At 38.9% G+C, this 17,020-nt stretch carries 14 protein-coding genes and 1 pseudogene; 10 read left to right on the top strand and 5 right to left on the bottom strand.

Features of this window, described 5'->3' with window-relative positions:
• The first annotated feature begins 4 nt into the window (after window positions 1–4).
• Window positions 5–1,462, top strand: coding sequence for an HD-GYP domain-containing protein (locus LEP1GSC199_RS10215; protein ID WP_002981506.1), 1,458 nt, complete (start codon window positions 5–7; stop codon window positions 1,460–1,462).
• Window positions 1,463–1,590: 128 nt separating this feature from the next.
• Here LEP1GSC199_RS10215 and LEP1GSC199_RS10220 read toward each other — a convergent pair whose 3' ends face one another.
• The gene (locus LEP1GSC199_RS10220) at window positions 1,591–2,931 is read right to left on the bottom strand and encodes a ferredoxin reductase family protein (protein WP_039926545.1); all 1,341 of its coding nucleotides are present in this window, start codon (window positions 2,929–2,931) and stop codon (window positions 1,591–1,593) included.
• A 181-nt stretch (window positions 2,932–3,112) separates the two neighbouring features.
• Between LEP1GSC199_RS10220 and LEP1GSC199_RS10225 the strand changes: the two genes are divergently transcribed.
• Window positions 3,113–4,111: a hypothetical protein gene (locus tag LEP1GSC199_RS10225; RefSeq protein WP_002981447.1), complete on the top strand. Its 999-nt coding sequence runs from the start codon at window positions 3,113–3,115 to the stop codon at window positions 4,109–4,111.
• 387 nt (window positions 4,112–4,498) lie between these two features.
• Here the strand turns inward: LEP1GSC199_RS10225 and LEP1GSC199_RS10230 are convergent, their stop codons facing one another.
• From LEP1GSC199_RS10230 to LEP1GSC199_RS20545, 3 genes are all read right to left on the bottom strand, one after another.
• On the bottom strand, window positions 4,499–5,734 hold the full coding sequence (locus LEP1GSC199_RS10230) for an adenylate/guanylate cyclase domain-containing protein (protein WP_002981492.1): 1,236 nt from the start codon (window positions 5,732–5,734) through the stop codon (window positions 4,499–4,501).
• A 446-nt stretch (window positions 5,735–6,180) separates the two neighbouring features.
• Complete coding sequence (locus tag LEP1GSC199_RS21455; RefSeq protein WP_168222688.1) at window positions 6,181–6,294, bottom strand: ankyrin repeat domain-containing protein; 114 nt, start codon at window positions 6,292–6,294, stop codon at window positions 6,181–6,183.
• A gap of 670 nt (window positions 6,295–6,964) precedes the next feature.
• The gene (locus LEP1GSC199_RS20545) at window positions 6,965–7,564 is read right to left on the bottom strand and encodes a TetR/AcrR family transcriptional regulator (protein WP_002981352.1); all 600 of its coding nucleotides are present in this window, start codon (window positions 7,562–7,564) and stop codon (window positions 6,965–6,967) included.
• A gap of 178 nt (window positions 7,565–7,742) precedes the next feature.
• Between LEP1GSC199_RS20545 and LEP1GSC199_RS10240 the strand changes: the two genes are divergently transcribed.
• From LEP1GSC199_RS10240 to LEP1GSC199_RS10280, 8 genes are all read left to right on the top strand, one after another.
• Window positions 7,743–8,540 carry an SDR family oxidoreductase gene (locus LEP1GSC199_RS10240; RefSeq protein ID WP_002981300.1) on the top strand — a complete coding sequence of 266 codons (798 nt, stop codon included), beginning with the start codon at window positions 7,743–7,745 and terminating at the stop codon, window positions 8,538–8,540.
• A 27-nt stretch (window positions 8,541–8,567) separates the two neighbouring features.
• The gene (locus tag LEP1GSC199_RS10245) at window positions 8,568–8,894 is read left to right on the top strand and encodes a nuclear transport factor 2 family protein (RefSeq protein WP_002981525.1); all 327 of its coding nucleotides are present in this window, start codon (window positions 8,568–8,570) and stop codon (window positions 8,892–8,894) included.
• Between the two features lie 247 nt (window positions 8,895–9,141).
• A complete protein-coding gene (locus tag LEP1GSC199_RS10250; protein ID WP_002981407.1) occupies window positions 9,142–9,780 on the top strand; it encodes an NAD(P)-dependent oxidoreductase in 639 nt (212 codons plus the stop codon).
• A gap of 26 nt (window positions 9,781–9,806) precedes the next feature.
• Window positions 9,807–10,208, top strand: coding sequence for a DUF4345 domain-containing protein (locus LEP1GSC199_RS10255; RefSeq protein ID WP_002981429.1), 402 nt, complete (start codon window positions 9,807–9,809; stop codon window positions 10,206–10,208).
• 665 nt (window positions 10,209–10,873) lie between these two features.
• Window positions 10,874–12,418, top strand: a complete 1,545-nt coding sequence (locus LEP1GSC199_RS10260; RefSeq protein ID WP_002981487.1) for an FG-GAP repeat protein — start codon at window positions 10,874–10,876, stop codon at window positions 12,416–12,418.
• Entirely contained in the window at window positions 12,419–12,883 is a 465-nt protein-coding gene (locus LEP1GSC199_RS10265; protein WP_002981249.1) for an AgmX/PglI C-terminal domain-containing protein, read from the top strand.
• 335 nt (window positions 12,884–13,218) lie between these two features.
• A complete protein-coding gene (locus LEP1GSC199_RS10270) occupies window positions 13,219–13,683 on the top strand; it encodes an ankyrin repeat domain-containing protein (RefSeq protein ID WP_002981321.1) in 465 nt (154 codons plus the stop codon).
• Window positions 13,684–15,419: 1,736 nt separating this feature from the next.
• Window positions 15,420–16,577, top strand: coding sequence for an IS91 family transposase (locus LEP1GSC199_RS10280; protein WP_083901943.1), 1,158 nt, complete (start codon window positions 15,420–15,422; stop codon window positions 16,575–16,577).
• A gap of 249 nt (window positions 16,578–16,826) precedes the next feature.
• Here LEP1GSC199_RS10280 and LEP1GSC199_RS20890 read toward each other — a convergent pair.
• Window positions 16,827–17,020, bottom strand: a pseudogene (locus LEP1GSC199_RS20890) (IS481 family transposase); the annotation flags it as partial.

Consider the following 17,020-nt stretch of genomic DNA (forward strand, 5'->3'; position numbering starts at 1 on the left):
TAATTTGAGCGATACTCCTTTAATTACCACTGACCAACTTGCTAAATTTGAATTCAATGATGATCTTTTAAGTAGTTATCGTAAGAGCAAACAAATCCCACTCGATCTTTATGATCGAACTGGCAAACTCATCATGGCAAAAAAGAAAAATGCAACGGAAGATGATTTTGGTAAACTTCTAAAGATTGAGTTGCAAGGAGCCTATTGCCTTACCTCTGACTCAAAACAATTGCGAGTCACATCGGGAGATACCACAGACCCTCGCAACACAAAACTCTTTGATCCAGACAAAACAACTGAATTTGCAAAACAGACCGAATCACTGATTTTAGAATTAAAAAAAGAAGCGTTCAACTCGGATCATGCAATCCGAGTTCACAAATCAATCGGAAAAGTTTTAGATGACTTCACAAACAATCCAGATTTTGAATCAGGACTTTTTAATATATTAGAAATTTTGAATCATGCTGGTGTACCAGTGGAATCTGAGTTAATGACCAAACGAACGATTGTTGCTATGGGTATGAAAGTCCGAACCAAAAAGATTGGTGTAGGTAATGATAACAAACCTAATAAAAAAGACCATCTTTCTGTAATGACAGCTAGTTTTCTGGCAGATATTGGTTATTCAAAAATATTACTTCCAGACAAACCTAATTTGACCAAAGAAGAATACAATACAATCCAACAACATCCAATTATCAGTTATTTAATGACTCTTGCAGCACCAGAAATTACACAAGAGATTCGAACGCTTGTTTTGAACCACCATCGACCGTTTCGAGGGAATGCAATTAACAATAACTTCCCTGACAATAATACTGTTTTTAGAAAACTTATGGTAATCAGGGATAAGTTCATCAAAGATCCAAGTAAAAAAATGATTGTGGCAGATATTGATGCACAACTTCGAATCCAAGAATCGAATGTAAACTCTGTCAATTTTGAAGAAGATATCGCAATTTTGTCCCTTGCTAGTGAATATGCAAGTTTAACAACCAACCAACCTTGGCGTCCAGCATTCAGTTCTGCAACAGCTTTGAAAATGATTGTTAATGATTCGTTTTTTTCCTACAGCAATCGAAACATTCGTCACTTACTTGATTATGTCGGCGCAAGCTTAACCAATAATCAAAATATCATCAACGTAGGTAATTACGTCATCACTGCCTCTATTGATTCGGAAAAACAAGTTCATTTTGATATATGCAAAATACTAGAAGTCGATCGCTTCCAAACTCGACCAAAGATCCAAAGGATCTGCACCATCAAACCTTTGTTTAAAAAAGGGATTAAATACAGAATTGCCGATTTTGATATCAACGAAATTCGTATGGACAAACGCCGAGCGGTAATTGACCTCGCAGGCCATACTTCGAGTACACAAAGGATCATTTACATCATTGATCCAGAAATGAACGCACCTCTTTACGATGCTGTCACAAAGATGGACAATGCATAACTGCATTACTTGTTTTTTACTTTCGAATCAAAATTAAATTTCAATCGATTGGATACATCCCGAGTTAAATTCCCAAAATTAAAATCATCTGGCAATCATCCGAGGAGACATTGCCTTGCATTAAGCGACTAACGCATGTCGAAGAGTTCCTGGCGGAACCGTTGATTAATGGGCTCTCCTTTTTTTGCAAAATCTGCCTTCAACGCATTTCCAAGTCCAAGAGGTCCACAGAACCAGAAACTAGACTCCCGCCAGTCTTTTACCAATTCGCGGATTTTTTCTCCGCTCAGACGATCACCCTGGACATCTACGAAGATATGCAGGTGAACCCCAGCCGATTTTGCATCGGCCGTCAGCTTTGCAAATGCACCTTCATCTGCTTGGGCAGCCGAATGAAAAAGGTAAATGGTTTGTGTAGTAGAGGTTTTGGTTTCGGAGAGATATTTCATCCTTGCAATAAATGGGGTGATTCCGACACCTCCTGAGAGCCAGACTTGAATGGGACAATTGTCATCGAAAGTAAAACAACCGTAAGGTCCCTCTATCCACATTGTTTGACCCACATGAAGCGATTCTTTGAGACTTCCTGTGTAGTCACCTAACTCCTTTATGATGAAAGTAATCTTGGCATCGTTTTCTTTCCAAGAGGAAGCGATTGTAAAGGGGTGGTGTCCCTCTTCAATTTGAGAGGTCACGTAAGCAAATTGACCAGGTTTGTGCCCACCCCATCCCCGAATATCTTTGATCACAACTTCGAGTGCTTTGACACCTGGAAAATATTCGATGTTTTCGATTTTGCCATAACCTTGCCGAAGAACCCCGATTTTCTTAAAGAGCGATAGGAAAGCGGAGACGACACCTCCCACCAACAGAGGGAATATGACTAGGCCCACTGGCGAAATCCAGTAGGAAATTTTTGTCAGGATTATGGTATGAAAAACAAGTCCAAGATAGATCAGAGCAAAAAGTCGATGAGTTTTATAAAAAGATCTGTATGATATTTTTTTAAACAGCGCAATCCCGATGAGGATGAGAGTCCCGTAAAACATCCATTCACCAACAGTCTCCGCCAAACCGCGATGACTTGAGAGCCAATCTCCGAACTGATTGGTAGCGTGGGGTCTCGGACCTCTTTTACGATGCACAAGCAGTCCAAGTTCTGTAGCCCACCTCGGAGCTTTACTCATACACCAATGGAAGAAGCTTACTACTACGACACTGATTCCTAGCCACTTGTGAAGGCGATACATCTTATCAAGACCGCCGAACCAGGTTTCAGAAAACTTAGGCCTTACCGACAAACAAATGGCAAGGCTCATCCAGCCCACTGCCAAAATTCCGCTATACTGAACCAAAAGATTTCTTAGAGGAATGACTTCCCTAGTAGTGAAAATGCCAGGGTCGGTAACAATCCAGACAGCACTAAGGACAAAAAGACTGAACCACCAAGCTATTTTAATTTTATTCATAAAAATCTTCTTTTCTATTTGAATTTCATCGTCTTTTGCAGATTTGTCCACCACTTCTATCCGCTGGATTCCTTAATGGGAATTGTGTTGCGAATATCGAAAATCTTCCCTGAATTTGGTGTCCATATCGTTTTAAATTCTTTTCAGTTTCCTAAGTGGTTCATTTTATCGTTAGTTGCAGATGAATGAAGTAAACACAATCCGTTATAACTCGAATGGTTTAAATGGCCACTATGAAAGTTATTTTGTAAGGGCAAACCATCCTATCGAGAAAAAGGCGTTTTGGATCCGATACACAATCTTTTCCCCGAAAGGAGATGCTACAAAAGCAATAGCTGAGCTTTGGGTCATATGGTTTGATGGGATAACCCAAAAACATGTTGCGGTAAAGAAGGAAATTCCCTATTCAAAGGCACATTTTTCTACGGATGAATTGAATGTTTCGATTGACGACTCCATCTTAACAGAGACAGCCTTAAGCGGTGTTGTTGAAACTGCTTCTGGAAAAATTAAATGGAATTTGAATTACAGTGGAGGTGAAAAACCATTACTAGTTCTTCCTGAAAATTTGTATCAAACCTCACTACCTAAAGCAAAATTATTAGTTGGAAAACCTTTGGATGTGTTTACAGGAACAGTAGAAGTAAACAACGAAGTTTTTGAAATTAACAATTGGGTTGGAAGCCAGAATCATAATTGGGGTGTAAAACATACCGACCATTATGCTTGGGGACAGGTTGCAGGATTTGATAATTCTCCTGAAAGTTTTTTAGAGGTTGCTACCGCGAGATTAAAGTTTGGCCCCATTTGGACTCCGTTTATGACTGTTATGGTATTTAGACATAAAGGACAAGAGTTTAAATTGAACGGTATTTCGCAAGCATTGAAAGCAAAAGCAGATTTCAACTATTTTAATTGGCATTTCAATTCATCAACAAAGGATGTTGAGATAACGGGTTGGATAAAAGCAAATGAAAATGATTTTGTTGGTTTGAAATATTATAACCCACCGGGGGGAATTAAGAATTGTTTGAATTCAAAAATTGCTTCTTGCAATATCAAAGTGAAGTTCAAAAACTCAGATGGAAAAATAATTGAAGATGTGTTGACTACATCCTCACGTGCTGCATTTGAAATTTTAACGGATGATACCAATCACGGAATTCCATTAGTTGTATAGTTTCTCTCGTATATCAGAGAATCTTCCCTGCATATAGAGTTTATCCCGTGTTAAAAGACTGAATTAAGTAGAAAGTTTCAATGAGTCCGTTTCTTCATGCAGCCAGGTTCTACATCCCTCTTCACGAGTTTCACCTTAGAAGTACCTCTCCTGAAGTTATGTGGTGATTTTGGGTGAGTCCCCAAAAATCTGGATTCTATTCCAAAAATTCAACATACGATCGAAACATTTTTTTTAAAATAATAGAATAAAAAATTTCCAACTTCTAAAAATATTTCGATGATTTGAATTACAATGATGAATTAAAAAACTCTTCATGAGTCTAAACTATCCAGAGTGAAGTGGCATTACCCCTATTGGCAATTACGTATCCACTGACTTATTCATTTACAAAACAACAACCTCATATACTAAAATTGCCTTTGATTTTCCTTTCACTATCACTCGATCAATTTCTCGGACCTCAAAACCATCTTGACTTGCATATTTACCTTCGATTTGTTTGAATGTTGTTTCTGATATAAGAATCGAACAGCCGTAATGTTTCGTCAATCCTTCAATTCTAGAGGCTAAATTCACATTGTCACCTATCACAGTGTAATCCAATCTTCGATCGGAACCGATGTTTCCTACAATTGCCTCTCCCGTGTGGATTCCAATGCCAACTTGTAGTAAATTATCACTGCCAAGATCCATCTTACGATTCAACTTTGCCAATTCACGAATCATTTCCACGGCTGTTTTGACTGCTCGAAGCGCATCATCCTCATTTTTAAAAGGAGCTCCAAATACAGTCATAATCGCATCACCGATAAACTTATCAATGGTCCCATTAAATTTAAAAATGACATCTGTCATTCGAGACAAATATTCATTTAAAAATTGAACGACTTCTTCTGCAGACCTTTGTTCTGAAAATTTAGTAAAAGATCGTATATCAGAAAAAAGAATGGTCACTTCCTTATTTTCTCCACCTGGTTCTAGCTGAGCTTTATTTTTATAAAATTCACTAACGAGTTGGGATGGTAGGTATCTTTCCATCATTTGTTTTGCATTGGCCTCTTTCACCATTTCAATATTCGAAACAGTTGTCACATAACCGACTCCAAGGATCATTCCGAGTCCAATCATCATTGGAACAATATCGAATGGGTATCCTTCCCCTAACCCGATGGATATTACCAAAAAATAAACAAAAGCCAAAAAAGCTCCATAGATTGTGCCTGTTTTTGAATGTCTCAATTGATTGAACTGGTAAATAAAAATTGCGCTAGTCATAGCAATAAAGTATATCAGACCATTGGCTTTCTGAATTGTTGGATCCAAAAAGATCATAAGCCCAATAATAAAATAATCTAAAGTAATAGTGAAAAATTTTAAGTATGGTTGATAAGGTAAAAAATTTACAAAGTATAAGACGATACCAGCAAACATTAGAAATACAAAATCTAATGTAACTGTTATCAAATTGGGAGTCACAATTGTATAGTTGATCCATCCAAGATAAGATAAAAAATCCATCATGGATGTGACCGAAAATAAAACAAATCGAACAAGAGCCACTGTCTTTTCGTTTTTCATCTCTCTTGTTATCAAAATCTCTTCAACTAATGATTGTTTCATTTATACCTTTACCTTGGTCTCAACTAACGGCTAAACCCATAAATTTCACTCCTTCTATCATGAACAAATGATAAATGGTATTCTCTTTTTATCTCTAAACATTGAAAATTTAAAAAACACGGGAACAGAAGTTTCACCATTGTTACCGATCTTTCTGGAACCAATCTAGATAGAAAAAGCGAACTCTTTTGGAATAAATTTTTGTAAATCGGAAAGTTTGTATCAGAAATAAAGGATTAGCGTTATAGGGAAATTTCGGACATCCCACGAGCCACTCCCCTCCACCCTAACTCGGGTGGGGGTTTGTAGATTCCCGCATGCATTATGTCTCATCGCAATCATAACCTCCACTAAAAAACCGAACAAAACCGACGAAGATCCACCCGTGCCTCCGTCATTCGTTCCCAATCTTTATGGGCGAGCCCACCACCTATTAAACAAGGAACCTAACGAGAAGGCTCCTCTGCTCCAGCTGCGAGTAACAACTTCACAATCTCAGTATGACCCGATTTGGTCGCTTCCGAAAGAGCAGTCGTTTGGTGGACTCGCGCTTGTAACATAAACATTCCCCACTTTATACCTATAGACATAAAAAAACCGCATGCTGACGCGAGATTAGAGAGTTAACAACAGTTAATGTTTTTAATTTTTCCGATTAACTTTCGCAAAATACAACGTAGCGTGACAACAATCTCAACCGAAAGTTACGGTTTCCTTTATAAAAGGAGACACTCCAGGTCTCACAACAAACTGCTAGAATATTTTTTTTACTGAAAATTTTCTTTGAAAAATATTCCGTTACTACCTTGTTACGAATTCTCTCTCTTCAAAAGTTTCATCTTAGATGTGCCTCCATTAGGTTATGCGGTGATTTTGGGCGAGTCCCCAAAGATTTGATTCATCATCAAAAATGATTTCTGGTCAGATATCATTTTATCAGGAATTTGGGGTCGGGCTATCCAGGGCTTCGGTCGCTAACCGCGACCGCTAACGCGCCCTTACTATCCCTCTCGCAAAAGGAGCTATAGATTTCCGAGGATAGTTTGGACAAAAAATAAGCTGCCCTTACTCGCGAATCGTAATATAAATCCCTTGGGAAAAATCAGATTGATTCAATTATCTCGAATGATACGTTGAAATTCGAATCCAAATTCGGGAAGATCCCAATTTGGAAACTCACCGAGGCTTTGTATGGAACGAATGCTATGAATGCAAAATCGTTTTAGCAATTCATTTCTCTTTGGCAACGAAACTTTGTATCAGATGTTTTTTCTCAGCAGCGAGGATCGCATGAGCAACTTTCAAATTTTTTGTTGTGCGAGCCATAGTCATTGCGCCGACCATGCCACTGTAAAGAACCATTGCCTTCTCATAGCAGGCTTCAGCACTTTCCTTGGGGAATTGAAGCTGAATGCAGTCGGCGAAAAGTTGAAAAACTTTTTCCGTATACTTTTCATAACGTGCGCGGTAGCTGGCCTGGCTCCTGTGCATATCACTGCCTAAGGCAGTATAAACACAACCGTCGCCGACCTCAACTAAGCGCTCCTCCTCAAAGTAGGTTTCAATCATCACTTTAAGTGCGTTCTTTTTTTCTTTTTTGAAAGTCTGAGAAAGCTGAAATTCGAGCTTCTCAAGTTCGCGGCAAATAGTTTCGCCAAAGAGTTCATCCTTGGAGCTGAAATGACTGTAGAGTGCCCCCGTAGTGAGACCGGCATGATTCATGATTCCTGAAATACCAGAAGCACCACTTCCGTTTTCTTTAAAATAGCGTATTGCACTGTCAAGAATGGCCACGCGTAACTTATCTTTTTCACCTTTTTTTGTCTTCATGTGGACCTCTTGCTGTCTTCCCGTATCATCGAAAAACTAAAAATCCTCAACGGATGAGTTTTTATGATATAGATCGATATTAAATAATTTACACAAAGCGACCAGTAATTAATGTGGGTTTTGATATTGATCTATATTAAAAACTTGATTCAGGTGAATCAAACAACCAGGAGGGTATATGAATTACCCATACGAAGTGAGATCGTCCGAGTTTGAAGGTAAAAGAGTTTTAGTCACAGGAGGCACCGCCGGAGTCGGCCTTGCCACTGTTAAGCGTTTCGCACTAGCTGGAGCGAATGTTTTGACAACTGCGCGTGATACAACGGATCAGCTACCCAAAGGTGTGATATTCGTAAAATCAGATCTCGCTACTGCCGAAGGAACAAATCTCATCGCAAAAGAGGTGCTCTCACAATTAGGCGGCATCGACATCATCGCGCATGTTGTCGGCGGCTCAAGTTCTCCTGCGGGTGGGTTCAGCAAATTATCTGATGAAGACTGGCAAAAATCCCTTAATCTCAATCTCTTCCCCGCGGTCCGTCTGAATCGATTGCTTGTGCCAGAAATGTTGAAGCAGGGCCGCGGATCCATCGTTCACGTCAGCAGTATTCAAAGAATCCTTCCCTTATATGAATCAACAATTCCTTACGCTGCTGCGAAGGCTGCCCTTACAAATTACAGCAAAAGTTTGTCTAAGGAAATTAGTCCCAAAGGGATTCGCGTAAATGTAGTGTCTCCTGGTTGGATCGGAACCGATGCCTCAAACGTTTGGCTTGAGGAAATTGCGAACACAAACAAAATCACCGTCGAAGAAGCTAAACAAAGTGTGATGGATGCTTTGGGCGGCATACCGATCGGACGACCCGCCAAACAAGAAGAAGTAGCTGAACTGATCGCATTTCTCTCGTCGGCCAAAGCGGGATCCATAAATGGAGCCGAATACGTCATCGATGGCGGGACAGTCCCGACGGTTTAAAGAATTTATAAAAGGAGCATATATAAAATGAAAATTCCGAAAATAGCAGAGACTTTGATTCAGGCGTCTAACGAGAGGGATGTGGAAATGTATCTATCCTGCTTCACACAGAACGCCATCTATGCGGACATTGGTGAAAAGGAAACTGTCGTTGGGAAAAAAGCCATCGAAAAGAATTTCAGAGAGATGAAGTATGAGGTTCATACGGAGCCAACGCATATTGAGGAAACTTCAGACAAAATCACGATGAAAGTAAAAGCCACAGGGAATTTCAAAGGTAGTCCTTTGCATTTTGAGTATCAAATTAAACTCCAGTCGGGTCTAATCCAAGATTTAAAAATAGATCTTATTTGATCTTTCCTGGTCGCTAGAAATTCATTTGTAGAAAGTCATAGCAAAGCCTATGAATGACCATTAATGAATTTCTAGCCCGTATGTTTTTTTCTTCCCATCAAACTCACTTCGATAGACTCAGTGCGCGAAAAGTTAGTTCGCTATCATGGAATTTAGAGAAAAAAGTAAACTCTGTCGGATTTGTCCAATTTTTAAAGAGGTTCTTAAGTTAGAATTGACTCTATCAATTTTAGCTTAGGAGCAGTTCATGAAAATAATCGTATTTGGAGCCACTGGAGGGATTGGAAAACTCCTTCTCCCTTTACTTTCAACGGGTGATCACCAGGTAACAAGGTTTAGCAGAAATCTAGAATCATTGCATCCAAACAATCATATCCAAAATAAACATGGAAATGTAACCAATTACTTAGATGTGAAGGAAGGAATTCAGAATCATGATTTAGTGATTTGTCTTTTAGGGGCACCCCTTCAGGATAAAAGCCTCATTCGAACAATCGGAACTAATAACATTGTCAAAGCCATGAAAGAAACAGGTGTAAAAAGAATTTTATGTTTATCTTCATTTGGTGTAGGATCTTCATTTCCATTTTTACCTTTTTTATATCGATGGGTTCTTGGACCAATACTCCTACGAAATCTATTCAAAGACCATTTAGGCCAAGAAAAATTAATCACCGAAAGTGGACTCGATTTCACGATCATAAGACCCGGAAATTTTTTTGATGGTCCATTGACGAATCAATACCTACATGGCCGAACGGAAGATATACCAAAATATAAATTAGCTTACAAAATTTCAAAAGCAGACCTAGTTGATTTCATACTAAAACAAATCAACTCGAACCAATACAATCGAGAAGTTACCTGGATATCAAATGAAAGGTAAAAACAAAATACTAACTGGAGAGTTTTATGAGTAAATTTAATTTTTATAAATTATTAATAACAGCAATCGGAATCCTTCTCATTTCCATCGGAGGAACGATTTTGTTCATTCCAGAAATTTTGTTTGAAATGAATATGATTCACTTGAATAAAAATCCGAATCTACTAAGTGAAATCAGAGCTCCCGGAGGAGTATTCATTCTTTCGGGAATTGCTTTATTTTTAAGTTTTTACATAACTCAAATCGTAAAGGCCTCATTGACAAGTGCCGGAATTTTATTGGTAGGATATGGGATTTCTCGTTTCTTTAGCATCCTGTTAGATGGGCTTCCTGCTTACTCGTTACTATTGGCAATGACCGTTGAATTGGCATTAGGCGTATTTTGTCTCTACCTCACAAAAAAAGAGATTATGCGTTCTTCTAGTTGAGACAATTCGGGTAGAGGATACCCGATTTTCTTATGTAGCGAAGTTATAGCAAGGTTCTCTGAAGGTAAGTATCAGGCTAACTCCAAAAAAGGTAATAAGCATTATCAGGGAATCGTTTCTGGAATTGGGGCTTGATCGTAGACAACCCTTACAAAAATCCTCTTGGGATTGGTCTAATGCCAAATGGCATCGGAAATCTAGTTAGCGGCTCCTGAGTTTGTCGAAGGGAACTTTTACAATATACAATGTAGCGTGACAACAATCTAAAACGAAAGGTAATTGGTTTCCGCTATAAACGGAGGTGAAACAGTCTCACCTCCGATACTCTCCTGCAACTAGTATTAAAAAAACAGTTTCGCTTTGAAGTTGATAGGTTTGAATTTGAAAATTTTAAGAACCTGACAAAATTTTGAAAAATTGGTAACCAATTTAGTGATAGCAGGTAAAAAACTTGCTTGACCTGATAATAGTTATTGGATTTTTCTAACGTATGTTAGGAATTTTATTTAAGGGAAAAAAATTTGAGTAATTTGATGGGGAAAGGGCCATTCGCAGTTCGTAGTTCCTTGGTCAGATGGACCGTAGGCTTATTGATTTTTTTAGCTTACGGTGGTTGCAAGCAATTAACATTGAATAACCCCTGTGATCAAAAATCAAAGAGTTATATGGCAACCCTTTTATTATCCTCCCTTTCGGAAACTCCAATTCCCTTTTGCGGATTCCGTGTCAGTAATGCACCAAAACTTTGGGAAGCCCAGGCCTATCTCAAAGCATCCAATGCAGATCCAGGTGATTTCTTCGGAACTTCTGTTGCCATTTCAGGTGATACGATCGTCGTTGGAGCCTCTGGAGAGGCAAGTAATCAGACGACGATTACGAATGGATCTACTGCTAGTTCCGACAACTCATCAAGTTTTGTTGGAGCGGCTTATGTCTTTCATAGGACGGGTTCCAATTGGCTTCAGGAAGCCTATCTAAAAGCACCAAACGCAGAATTAGATGATCGATTTGGAGCCTCCGTAGCTATCTCAGGAGATACGATTGTTGTTGGCTCTATTTATGAAGATAGCAATCAGATTACAATTACGAACGGAAGTAGTGCGAGTATCGATAACAGCCAATCAAATTCGGGTGCCGCATATGTTTTCCAAAGGTCCGGATCCACTTGGACACAACAGGCTTACCTCAAACCTTCCAATGCGGGATTGGATGATCAGTTCGGAATTTCTGTCGCCATCTCTGGAGATACGATTGTTGTCGGGGCATTTCTCGAGGATAGCAACCAAACAACTATCACGAATGGTTCGTCTGCTACTATCGATAACTTAGCTCTCAATGCAGGGGCCGCTTATGTTTTTCAACGAACTGGCACAACTTGGGCAGAACAAGCCTATCTCAAAGCTCCAAATGCGCAAACAGAGGATCGATTTGGAATTTCTGTTGCCATCTCAGGAGATTCGATTGTAGTAGGTGCAAATTTAGAGGATAGCAACCAAACAACAATTACAAACGGAGGTGGTGCAAGTAGCGATAACTCTGCATCCATTTCGGGTGCCGCCTATGTATTCCAAAGGACGGGTTCGACTTGGGCAACGCAAGCTTACTTAAAAGCACCCAATGGAGAAGCAAACGATCAATTCGGTCAGCGTGTCGCCATTTCAAAGGATACGATTGTGGTCGGGTCATTTGCTGAATCAAGTAACCAAACAACGATTACAAATGGACAAACTGCAAGTACGGATAACTCAGCTGCCCTATCTGGCGCTGCTTATGTTTTCCAAAGAATCGGTTCTACATGGACACACCAAGCCTACCTCAAGGCCCCCAATACAGGGTCAGATGATCGTTTTGGTATCTCACTTGCGATTGAGGGTGATACAATTTTGGTCGGAGCCATTTTTGAAGATAGTAACCAGACAACGGTTACGAATGGACAAACTGCAAGTGAAGATAACTCTATCACCAATGCAGGTGCTGTTTATGTTTTCCAACGATCTGGGTCCAACTGGTTCCACCGAGCCTACATCAAACCACCGAATCCAGGTCTAGACGATCAGTTTGGCTATGCTGTTGCCATTTCAGGTGATACCATGATTGTGTCAGCGAACCAAGAGGACAGCAATCAAAACACAATTACAAATGGACCTACTGCGAGTACAAATAACTTAGCTACTAATTCTGGTGCAGGCTATGTTTTTATTAGAAAATAAATGAAAGAACTAATTCCATACCAAAAAGAAATTTTTCTAGTCTCGATGACAACTATTGTCTTAAGTTTTGTGTATCTCATTTTCCTTCGTCCTATCTCAAACGGAAACGAATACGCACAAATTTCCAATGAAGTGGATAAACGAGGACTCTCTCCTTACCACAAACGAGAAGTGAACTTAACCATTACAAAACACAAACGACAGATTCAAATCTGTTATAATTTATATCTAGAAACAAAACCAAAAATCGAGGAAGGCAAAGCACAATTCGATTGGCAGATCGAACCAGATGGTGACGCAACAAAAGTAGAGCTCATCCAATCCGATTTCTCATCAGAATTACTATTGAATTGTATCCAAAAAGAAATCAGTTCGTGGGAATTTCCTCCCCCACCTGACAGATCACGTAACACCTACGCAGAATATACATTTAACTTTAAAAAGGAAGTGAATGTTCCAAAATAAGGGCGAACCCCCAAGAAACCCACACGATTCGAACTTGTAACGAGCCTTATGCGGAACTATTTCAGTCAATTGAGGTCGGTTTATCCAGTGCCCCGGTTGCCTTGCGACCGCTACCGCACCCTCAAGTTAATTAGAAATTTTATTGCCATTTACCGCGAAAAATTCGAATCCTAAATTGGCTAAACTTTTGATTTCATGCAATGGAATCATGATCGATCGGAATCTGTAGTAGAAAACGAAAAGAATATCCATCCGTTCAAGGGACACTTAGTAGTTCCCCACATTTGCGGAAAACCACTATTTGAAATTGGTTTCTATCATGTGAAAATGCAAACATGAAACGAACAATTTACCTTGCACTCAGTTTTCTCGTTTTGACAATTCAATGTGCTAATATACAAACCAGGTCAGAAGATCGATTTCAGAATTTGTATTACCAGGTTGCGATTGGAAATACGGAAAGAGTCAGACAACTTATCAAACAAGGTTACGATATTAACTCACCTGAAGATACGTTTGAAAGACTAACACCTCTTATGATTGCTTCAAAAGAAGGTCACACTGAAATTGTATCACTATTAGTCTACGTGAATGTAGATTTAAATGCAAAAACGAGAAACGGGCATACCGCATTAATGATGGCAGCCTATAATCGTTATCCTAGAATTGTAAAGATATTACTTGATGCAGGAGCAAATCCTAATTTAGCCACAAATGAAGGTCATACCGCTTTATCTGAAATTCTCCTTTCAGAAAAGGAAGAGATTGTTCGGTTATTGATAGAAAAAGGTGCAAAATGAAGACTCTAAATTTCTCAACTAAGTTATTCATTTCTTTAGGATTTCTATTGTTATTTTTAAATTGTTCCAACACGTTTACTAATCATTCATCAGAAAGCTGTAAAAGGAAATGCGACTCAGACCAAGCGCTTTGTTATCTAATCACTTTGCAACCTAGTTCTACAAATTCAAGTCAAGTGAATCTAACCTGTCCAATCCTTTACATTGGTTGTCATTCGAAATGTGATTCAGACAATCATTCATCTTCAAACCGTAATTCTTCTCGGTCGGGTAATCGATCTGGAGGTGGTGGTCGTTCCTCTTCTGGTGGAGGTAATTCGTCTTCAGGCGGTGGAAGTGGTGGTTCAAGCGGAGGTGGTCATGGGGGTGGAGGACATTGAGAAATGTCTCTAGTCATTCATTGATCCGATATTCCATCTTGATTTTCAAAGGATGAAATCGTGTTAGGAATCTCATTCAAAGAAGATTCTGCTGAATTTTCCGATGAGGGGAATGTGTCTCGAGTAGGAGGAATCATTCAGTCTACGAGGATGAGGTAAATTTTCTTTCGGAACAAACTCAGTTTGATCTTTAGGTAAAAAGGAGGAAATCTTTTTATACAATTCGAAATTTTCCCTTTTTCCCAGTCTGGCTTCTTGTCGTAACCTTCCCAATAAATAAGAGGAAACTTCTTCCCAGTTGATCACCGAATCCGTTTTTCATTTGGAATCCATTCTAATAAGGATCATTGATTTCATCTTATATTGGAAAATGCTTTAGGAATTGCTAATGTTCTCACTTAAACTTGGCCATGGGAATATTGGCGTTTTCTGGATTCACTCCAAAGCATTGCGATTTTCAAATTGAATTCGGTTAAGCAACGATCTGGAATGAATCAGACTGAAGTTCCGCTTTCAACTAATGCAGAACAAATGATCTTTGTATGAAGCGTAAATACTTGATTCGATAATTTTATATTTGTATAAACCAAACCCGTTAAATTCACCTCTCTAATTTAAATATAATCAGATTTTGGTTAAAGTTTATTCTTTTTGGTTACGCCACCTCTCCTCAGACATAAAAAAACCCCGCAAGTAATTGCGAGGTTTATGAGTGAACAATGGTTAAAGACCTAGGTTGTTTCCAACCTTAACTTTTACAAAATACAACGTAGCGTGACAACAATTCTAACGAAAGGTAATTGGTTTCCTTTATAAAAGGAGGAGGACGCTTATTTCACTACAAACTGCTAGAATATTTTCTTACGGAAAATATTCTGTGGCTACCTTGTTACGACTTCACCCTCTTCACGAGTTTCACCTTAGAAGTGCCTCCCCTTGCGGTTAAGGACAACCTCTTCGGGGCGAGTCCCTTAAAATTCGATTCTCTTCTTTGAATTTATTCGAATTCACAAAACATTAGATTAAAAAATAAGGGTCGGGCTATCCAGGGCTTCGGTCGCAAAGCGACCGCTAACGCGCCCTTACTATCCCTCTCGCAGGCAACTGAAGACCCTAATATTACTGTAAAACGCCCCTCAAGTTTAACGGGACTCATCAAATAGAAATTTTAAGCACTTTTTAATTTATTTTTTTGGAAATAACTCTTATTTTCAACCCTTCCTCATAAGAGAGCGAATCTTCTCTCTGAGGTTTCCAATTTTCATTTCTTCCAAAAAAGCAAAGCGATCCTATACACCAGCTCTCACTCGTGAATCAGAATATAAGGCACTCTGGCAAAAACATTTTAATAGTTTTATTGCCAGTTACTCCGAAAGATTCGAATCCAAATTTGGCAAAATTCCGAATTGGAAATTGGCTGAGGCGGAAAAACTTCTCACCTGTGGTAGATTCAACCGAGGCTTTGTATGGAATGAATGTCATGATTGCAAAATCGTTTTAGCTGTTCCCTTTTCGTGCAAAAGTCGATTATGTCTTTCTTGCTATCGCAAAAAAATATTTGGTTGGTCGATCCACCTTTCCAGAATTCTGAATGCAGAACTTCCGCATTATCATATTGTCTTTACCTTACCTCGGAGGCTGAATGAATTTTTATTTCAAAGACTTGTCAATCCAAGATTTTTAAATGGCCTCGCGGCAAAGATATATACCAAACGACTTCAAGTGATTAGCAAGGCAGATAAAAATTTCAAACCAGGAATTCTAAGCACACTTCACGAAGCTGGAAATCACTTAAACTTCAATCCTCATATTCATGCGATTGCCACCAGAGACCTTGTTAACCCTAAGTCTGACGAAATCAAACAGATATTCTTTTTACCTTATAAAACAATGCGTTTCGACTGGCAAAAGACGGTTTGTAAATACTTGCTTAAGAAAAAAATTCTAAGTAAAGATGAATATTCATTTTTTATAAAAAGTTATCCGCGAGGATTCCATGTCTATTTTGAAAAGATCAATATTGATAAAAGCGATTCAATTTTTCGGATCGCTGAGTACATCGCCTTTGGACTCTTTCATAATAGTCAAATCCAAACAGTGGATTCCAAAAAACAAACTTTAACGTTTCGTTATAAAAGTAGCGTCGAATCCATCACCAAAGAAAAGTCGTATCAAAGTCTAACGATGCCAATCGATGAATTTCTTGCTCGCATGTTATTCTTTTTGCCCAACAAACACGAAAAATCAGTTCGCTATTATGGAATTTACGTGCGACCAGCACGAAAGATCAAAGTCGAATCCCAAGTTCAAAAATCAACTTGGGCAGAAGCCATCAAATCTTCGTTTGATGTAAAGGACCCTCTCGCCTGTCCAGTGTGTAAAAACGGAATGATTTCGAAAATTATTTATTCTTTCCAGGCATCTAACAAAGAGAAAGAACTGAAAAAGAAATACACCTTGATTGATGGATATTTTTACCAAAAACGATCTCGAGATCCACCAGACGCATTTTAGAAGGACGTAGTTTTCCCGATCGCTTCGATACAACTCTTACTCCTAAAAAAGCCCTTTCCAGAGGCTTGGTCTCCTTATGTCTCAACAAAATTTAACCCTCATTTTTTTCGATTTTTCGCGAAAAATATAGTCGCCTTTAAGCCTATTGGATTCCCATAATAGGCAATCTGTCCCGCATAACGGGAACCATTTCTGTATGAAAAGGCACATCGGTAACACTTTAGATCACTCACATGGGTTACACTTTTACTAGTCAATTCTATACAATAGCCTCTGGTATTTCAACACTTTACTCGTATACAAATCCAAAATTCCAAGAATTGCATCCGCAAAGTAAAGACGACAATGCCGATCAGATATCTCTTCAAAGCCAACTACCTCTCCAATGAAAGGATTCCCAAAGAACACTCGATGGGGCCCGTACTGCGCAAAATACGTGGCGT

It is taken from the genome of Leptospira vanthielii serovar Holland str. Waz Holland = ATCC 700522 (assembly GCF_000332455.1).
GTDB classification, from domain to species: domain Bacteria; phylum Spirochaetota; class Leptospiria; order Leptospirales; family Leptospiraceae; genus Leptospira_A; species Leptospira_A vanthielii.